The 6,280-nt window shown below is 59.1% G+C and carries 9 protein-coding genes and 1 rRNA gene; 2 read left to right on the forward strand and 8 right to left on the reverse strand.

Translation table 11 applies throughout. From position 1 onward, the window contains the following. Window positions 1–144: 144 nt before the first annotated feature. Window positions 145–525, forward strand: coding sequence for a hypothetical protein (locus AAZQ98_RS12660; protein WP_400291007.1), 381 nt, complete (start codon window positions 145–147; stop codon window positions 523–525). On the opposite strand, the gene AAZQ98_RS12665 is transcribed toward AAZQ98_RS12660, so the two are convergent. The 7 genes from AAZQ98_RS12665 to AAZQ98_RS12695 all read right to left on the reverse strand — a co-directional run bounded on the left by AAZQ98_RS12665 (window position 522) and on the right by AAZQ98_RS12695 (window position 4,937). Beyond that, entirely contained in the window at window positions 522–1,211 is a 690-nt protein-coding gene (locus AAZQ98_RS12665) for an O-methyltransferase (RefSeq protein ID WP_402473749.1), read from the reverse strand. The two genes, AAZQ98_RS12660 and AAZQ98_RS12665, sit on opposite strands and share 4 nt — an antisense overlap. Continuing rightward, window positions 1,208–1,528 carry a thiamine-binding protein gene (locus AAZQ98_RS12670; protein ID WP_400291005.1) on the reverse strand — a complete coding sequence of 107 codons (321 nt, stop codon included), beginning with the start codon at window positions 1,526–1,528 and terminating at the stop codon, window positions 1,208–1,210. The genes AAZQ98_RS12665 and AAZQ98_RS12670 overlap by 4 nt, the downstream gene beginning before the upstream one ends. Before the next feature lie 53 nt (window positions 1,529–1,581). After that, window positions 1,582–1,899 (reverse strand): AzlD domain-containing protein, encoded by a 318-nt coding sequence (locus tag AAZQ98_RS12675; RefSeq protein ID WP_434692722.1) that lies wholly within the window; start codon window positions 1,897–1,899, stop codon window positions 1,582–1,584. Then, complete coding sequence (locus AAZQ98_RS12680; protein ID WP_400291003.1) at window positions 1,896–2,627, reverse strand: AzlC family ABC transporter permease; 732 nt, start codon at window positions 2,625–2,627, stop codon at window positions 1,896–1,898. The genes AAZQ98_RS12675 and AAZQ98_RS12680 overlap by 4 nt, the downstream gene beginning before the upstream one ends. Beyond that, the gene (locus AAZQ98_RS12685) at window positions 2,608–3,294 is read right to left on the reverse strand and encodes a hypothetical protein (RefSeq protein ID WP_105662673.1); all 687 of its coding nucleotides are present in this window, start codon (window positions 3,292–3,294) and stop codon (window positions 2,608–2,610) included. The genes AAZQ98_RS12680 and AAZQ98_RS12685 overlap by 20 nt, the downstream gene beginning before the upstream one ends. Window positions 3,295–3,299: 5 nt before the next feature. Next, on the reverse strand, window positions 3,300–4,169 hold the full coding sequence (locus tag AAZQ98_RS12690; RefSeq protein WP_105657872.1) for a glycerophosphodiester phosphodiesterase: 870 nt from the start codon (window positions 4,167–4,169) through the stop codon (window positions 3,300–3,302). A 210-nt stretch (window positions 4,170–4,379) separates the two neighbouring features. Then, window positions 4,380–4,937 (reverse strand): dihydrofolate reductase family protein, encoded by a 558-nt coding sequence (locus AAZQ98_RS12695; protein WP_402473751.1) that lies wholly within the window; start codon window positions 4,935–4,937, stop codon window positions 4,380–4,382. 266 nt (window positions 4,938–5,203) lie between these two features. On the opposite strand from AAZQ98_RS12695, the gene AAZQ98_RS12700 reads away from it, so the two are divergent. Then, complete coding sequence (locus AAZQ98_RS12700) at window positions 5,204–5,698, forward strand: hypothetical protein (protein WP_434692725.1); 495 nt, start codon at window positions 5,204–5,206, stop codon at window positions 5,696–5,698. A gap of 197 nt (window positions 5,699–5,895) precedes the next feature. On the opposite strand, the gene rrf is transcribed toward AAZQ98_RS12700, so the two are convergent. Further along, window positions 5,896–6,012, reverse strand: a 5S ribosomal RNA gene (gene rrf / locus AAZQ98_RS12705). Window positions 6,013–6,280: the final 268 nt, after the last annotated feature.

Raw genomic sequence — 6,280 nt, forward strand, 5'->3', positions numbered from 1 at the left:
CTTCTCTAGCCTACGGCAGTGACTTCGCTATTTTCTTCCAACGCACCAAGGCCCCCTCCTACTAAAGTAGTATTGCGGACTGTCCAAATGCTTGAAAAAATATTCACGTAGTCGTAAACTTTTTGGCTCAAAGGGGGGTCGGACTTGAACCGGAATACAAAATACGCTGCCTTGACTGGTGGCCTTGTCGGTTCCCTGACCCTGACCATCAGCCTTTCCTCGACCTTCTGGGTGATTTTGCTCGGTTGCGTTCTCCTAGCCGCCGGCTTCAGCATTCTGGCCAGGTTCGAACGCTTCTGGGGCCCGGCCGAACCGGACCACTACTACTACATCGTTCCCATGCTGGTTGGCCCGGTAGTTGCGGGGCTGGTGCGCAATACCGGTTATGCCCTGTGGGTCGGCCCGCCGATGGGTCTTCTCTGCGGATTGGGCGTGTACTTCTTGATCCTGAAGTCGCCGCCGTTCAAGCACGATGAAGCCGGGGAACTCGAATTCGAGCGCCCCGAGCGCTATCCAACGCGCTAGAGGACTCGCGCTAGCGCGAACCCGTCCCACCCCTTGACGCCTATAGTCTGCAGCGCCGTGGCTGATACGCGCGGGTCATCGCGCAACCACCGCAAAGAGTCCTGGATTCCGCGAACATCGGCTTCTTGCGTCCCATGCCGGGATGGGTCATCCAAGACCGCGCCGCTGCGCACCACGTTGTCGAGCACCAGCACGGTGCCTGAATGCGCCAGCTCCAGTGCGCGTTCCAGGTAGGGCACGTTGTTGCGCTTATCGGCATCTATGAAGATCAGGTCAAATGGTGCAACGCGTTTGAAAATCAGCGAATCCATGGAACCCTGAGCGGCCCCCAACCGGATTTCAACACGTTCTGAAAGCCCTGCCCGCTGCAAGTTCTCACGCGCAATCGAGGCATGCAGGGGTTCAAATTCGCAGCTGATGACGGTACCAGCTGCACCGACGCCCCGGGCGAGCCAGCTGGTGGAGTAGCCTCCGAGGGTTCCGATCTCGAGGACCCTCCGGGCACCTGTGATCTCGGTGAGCAGCTGGAGGAACTTTCCCTGGGCAGGACTGACTTCAATCCGTGGAAGCCCGGCACTATGGGAATGCTCCCGGCCTGCCTCCAAGGCATCAACGCGCAACCCCAGCGCCTGTTCCAAATATTCATCGACGGCTGCGGCATGGTGCTCTGCAGAATGGTGGATCATGACGACATGTTCTCCTCACTATCCTCAATAGCCTTCTCCAGGCGTTGGATTTTGCCATCGAGCTCACCTTCGTAACCGGGCCGAATATCGGCTTTCAACACCAGCGATACGCGCGAACCGAATCGGCCAACGGCCATGGTGGCTTGCTTGACTACCTCCATGACTTCGTCCCATTCACCTTCGATCTCGGTGAACATGGAGCTGGTGCGATTGGGGAGGCCAGAATCGCGGACGATTTTCACCGCTTCGGCCACTGCATCGTGGACCGAACCGTTGGGGTTGTCGTTACTTGGGGCTACGGAGAAAGCTACAATCATGCTTCCACTGTCCCACTACGCCTTGTGCTTGTCATCCGCCTTGCAGGCAATATCTAGGCAGCTAGTCCGCTCGCCCTCAAGACGATGGCCGCCAGAGCACCGACGACAACGACGACAAGATAGGGTGCCTTGAAAGCCAGTGCGATAATCGCCGCCGCGAGCGCACCGATACGGGCGTCAATCACCAGTTCCTGCCCGGAGGTGAAGGCGTTGACCGTCACCAACGAGGCGAGCAACGCAATGGTCAGCGTGGCCGCGACATGGGACATGGTCGGCGAGTCCAGAACCTTGCGTGGCACAAAGTAGCCGCAGAGCTTGATTGCGTAGGCCATCAGGCAGGCTCCCAGAATCCACCAGCTCAATTCGCTCAAGGCTGGTCCTCCTCAATGCTTTCCAGATCGCCGTGCTCGGTCGCAGCCGGGGTCCGGCGGCCGGTGGCCACCGCGTAGATCGCAGCGCAGGCCGCGGTTACCAGAATCGGCAAGCCCGGCGCGGTGACCGGCACAGCCAGCGCGGTGAGGATTGCGGCCGCAATCGCGATCATGACCGGTTCAACTGACTTCAAGCGCGGCCAGAGCAAACCGATGAAGGCGGCGACCGCGGCGCCATCGAGCCCCCAAGCCGCGGGGTCCCCCATGCGTTCTCCGAGCAAGGCTCCGACGAGGGTGAACAGATTCCACAGGACGTAGACGCCCATCCCGGCGGTGAAGAAACCACGGCGCTTCTCGGCCAGGTCCGATTGCCCCAAGCTGACTGCGGTGGATTCATCGATGGTCACCTGGGCCATCCAGGGCACATGCCGTCCCAAAGGCCGCAATGCCTGCTTGATCTGCATCCCGTACACGGCATTGCGGATTCCCAGCAGCGAAGCGGCGGAGAACGCTGCCGAGGCAGCACCTCCGCCTGAGATCACGCCGATAAAGGCGAACTGCGATCCGCCGGTGAACATCAAGGCGCTCAAGGCAACGGTTTGCCACAGATCCAGTCCTGCAGCAATGGACAGGGCCCCGAAGGAAATGCCGTAGAGCCCGGTGGCGATCGCGATGGAAAGGCCCATCCTGGTCGCCGGAGTGAACCAGCTAGCGGACGTGGCGTGCATCGTACCTGACCTTGTAGACACCGCGCTTGACCTTTGCGTCGCCGATCTCGACGTGCTGCAGCTGGTTCAGGTGCTTCACGTGGGTGCCACCGCAAGGTTCGGCATTCACCCCGGCGATGCTCACGGTACGGATGCCCTGAGCATCGGTGGCCGTTGTGATTTCTCCGCCGCCAGCGATGAGTTCATCGACGCGTCCTTGGAGCCAGGCCTTGGCGGCGGCCCGTTCGTTCTCATCACCCAATGGCAGGTCGAGGCTGGCCGGATCGAAGTCGAGCCGCGACTGCCCAGGGAAGTGCGAGTGGCCCTGGTGCTGCCAGCCGCGGTCTTCGCCAGCGAAGCCCAGGACGTGCCCTGCGGTGTGCAATGCGGCATGGGAAAGGCGCAGCTCGCCATCGATCTCAGCTAGGACCTGATCACCCACCTGCCGGGCGCCGGCGCCGTACAAGACCACCAGTGCATTCGCGTCGCGCTGGACTGAGACAGGCAGCCCGTCCACGGTGCCTGAGTCTTCGGGCTGGCCTCCACCACGGGGATGGAAGATATTGGGGCTCAGGGCAATCCACTGCCCGTCTTCGCCGCTTCCCGTCGCAATGACTCGGGCCTCCGCAGCAAAAATGTACGTGTCCTGCAGGTACAGGTTGACCTGTGCGATTTCTCCGGTGTTCATGTGGCCTAGCTCAGCTCCAATTCTTTGCGCAGTTCTGCCGGGCGGTTGCTCGTCAATTCCCCGACACCCAGGTCCACCAGGAATTGCGCATCCGCGGGACGGTCAACCGTCCAGATGCGCGCCTTCAGCCCTTGTTCCAGCCATCGGCGCACAAGATGCTCATTGGCTCGGGTCCAGGCGACCCCGGATCCAATGATGCCAGCTCCCCCTGCGTTGATCAGTTCGATTCCTTCAGGCACGGAGCGGTAAAGAACATCGTAGACACCTGCTCGCCCCAGGTCGCCGGAATCAATGAGCTGCCGGACATAGTCCGGGTTGACCTCGGTCATCAGTTGGCACAATAGTGAAGTGCTGACGGTGCGTGCCAGATAGCGCAGGGAATTCGGCTCAAAGCTCATCAGGGTCACCGCGATCTGCCCTTGCGAGCCGGCCGTGCCCGTCTGCGGGTCGAAGCCATGGGCTGCGAGAACCTGCAGCACACCCTTTTCGAGCAGGTGGCCATAGGGGCTTGGATGCTTGATTTCGATAGCCAGGCCAATTGGCTTGCCGCGTGCTTCAATGAGCTCGAAAAGTTCGCCGAGGCTCAGGAGCTGTTCATTCTCCGCCCCGTACTCGGCCGGGACCATGCTCGGAACGACTCCAGTGAAGTCCATGGCTTTCATCTGGGCCAAGGTAAATCCGGCAACCAGACCGGCTGAATCAGAGGTGCGGTCGACTGTTGGATCGTGGTGGCAGACGACGATTCCGTCTTTGCTCAGATGGACGTCGCATTCGATTCCATCGGCGCCTTCGTCGATGGCCTGCAGATAGGCAGCACGAGTGTTCTCCGAATATTTATGGGAGCTGCCGCGATGGGCGAAAAAAAGCGTATCCATAATTCCTACGCTACGCGATCATCGCTCCTTGGCAACGCAGATTGCCCTCTGCCAAGACGCTTATTTCTTCGACTGCTTTCGTGGCTTCGGCCTGCGGATGCAAGCACTTGCTGCCATCGTGCAAAACACGAAGTTACCCGGCAAGAAAAGGTGTCCGCTTTCCTGATTCTGCCCCGGAATTCCAAGGCAAAATCGCCATCGTCATGGGAATCAGCCTGCACGCTGATAGCTGGCTGCGATTGCCCCGCTGGCCAGTGGCTGCGCTGATATCAACTGGAGGTGACGGGAATCCTGCAATCCTGCCTCATGCAGGGTTGGTCCATGCCCGGCGATGACTGGATGGACTAGGAAGTGGTATTCGTCGATAAGTTCCATCCGGTCCAGAACCGTTGCCAATTTGCCGCTACCGAGCAGCACTCCATTGGGGTACTGGTCCTTCAGCTTCTGCACCGAGGCGCGTAGGTCGCCGCTTAGCAAGTGCGAATTCTTCCACGAGTACGCGGTGCGGGTGCTTGAGACAACGTACTTGGGCTTCTCCTCCAGCTGCTGCGCCCAGCGAAGCAGCGCTGGTGGCGCTGCGATATCTCCATGAGCGACGGCCGGCCAGTAATCTTCCATCAGCTCGTAGGTGGCACGCCCCCAGAGCATCGCTCCGTGCGCATTCATCAGTCGTGTGAAGTAGTCGTGCAATTCGTCGTCGGCGATGCCTTCGCGATGATCTACACAGCCATCCAGCGTGACGTTGATGCTGAATGTCAATTGTCCCATCGCTAGCTCCTGTAGCTATAGCCTCACCACCAGGTCCCCGGTGCCTTGACTGTAGGGTTGCCGGCCAGCCACGTCAAGCAGCGACGATGCATCATCAGGCAACCGGTGCGAAAGCAAAGACAGGCCCGTTCGCATCGGCGATGTCCGCCCAGCATCTGCGTTGGATGCAGAACCTGTAAGCGAAATACAATTTCACGCTCATCTTCCGGGAGACTAAGCGTCAAAGGTAGGCTCGCAGTATGCCGCCACCAGACTCATCCCCAAGTTTGTCCCCTGGTCCCCGCGACCTCATGCCCATTGTCCAGGGCCTGGTCCAAGGCCCCTGGCCAAAGACCGAAGTCGAGCGTGAAGTCCTGTTCGGTGCCCTTGGATTCGTTTCCGGAAACAACGTTGATGCCGAAGACCACGATTCACCACATCAAATGATGAGCCTAGACCTCGGCCTGCCAGGAAAAATGGTGAGTTTTTGGGATACTTACCGTCAGCAATTCCTCAGCGTCTGCACCCACCTCTACGGATCGCTGAACGCCCAGGACCCGGTGGCCCAGTATGGCTACGAAGCCCTGCAGGCGCAGCTTTCCCAACTGTATGGCACTCCTGAGCGCCCTTGGGACGACGAAGATCAGCCGGTGGGCATGTGGCGCTGTAATGGCCGGAGCATCACCCTGCAGCTATTTGACCGGTCGGATAGCACCGTGATGCTCACCATCGAAGACCTGGCACTCGCGTCAATAATTGAAGCCGAAGAAGCAGCCCACTAGTCTTCTCACTCCTTGGACGGCTTGAAGCGGTTCAAAGCGATTGCGATGCTTCGATAATAGGCAGGCCGCAAGCCAACAGGAACAGTGCTTAAACAAGTGCAGGGGCCAGGCTTTCATGCCTGGCCCCTGCACGGGTTAAACAGGTGAGGCCCCGGCACCAAACGGTACCAGGGCCTCAAACCATCTACTCAAGTTAAGTCCGGCGGTGACCTACTCTCCCACACCCTCACGAGTGCAGTACCATCGGCGCAGTGGGCCTTAGCTTCCGGGTTCGGTATGGGACCGGGCGTTTCCCCCACGCTATGACCGCCGTAACAATCACGAAGCACACAAACCAAAACGTTTCCTGGTCAGTGTTTTCCGGTGCTACAAAGTCTTGTATCCGTATTTGCTGGTTAGAGGTTGTTGTCTCGTAACCGCATAGTGAACGCGAACAGCATTGAAATCATCAGTTCAATATTGTTTTATTGTGTGTTGAAAGTCATCGGCCTATTAGTACAGGTCAGCTACACAAGTCTTTAGTCCTTGCTTCCACATCCTGCCTATCAACCCAGTGGTCTAGCTGGGGGCCTCTCACACTCA

Origin of the sequence: Glutamicibacter sp. Je.9.36 (assembly GCF_051129975.1) — a bacterium.
GTDB lineage: Bacteria > Actinomycetota > Actinomycetes > Actinomycetales > Micrococcaceae > Glutamicibacter.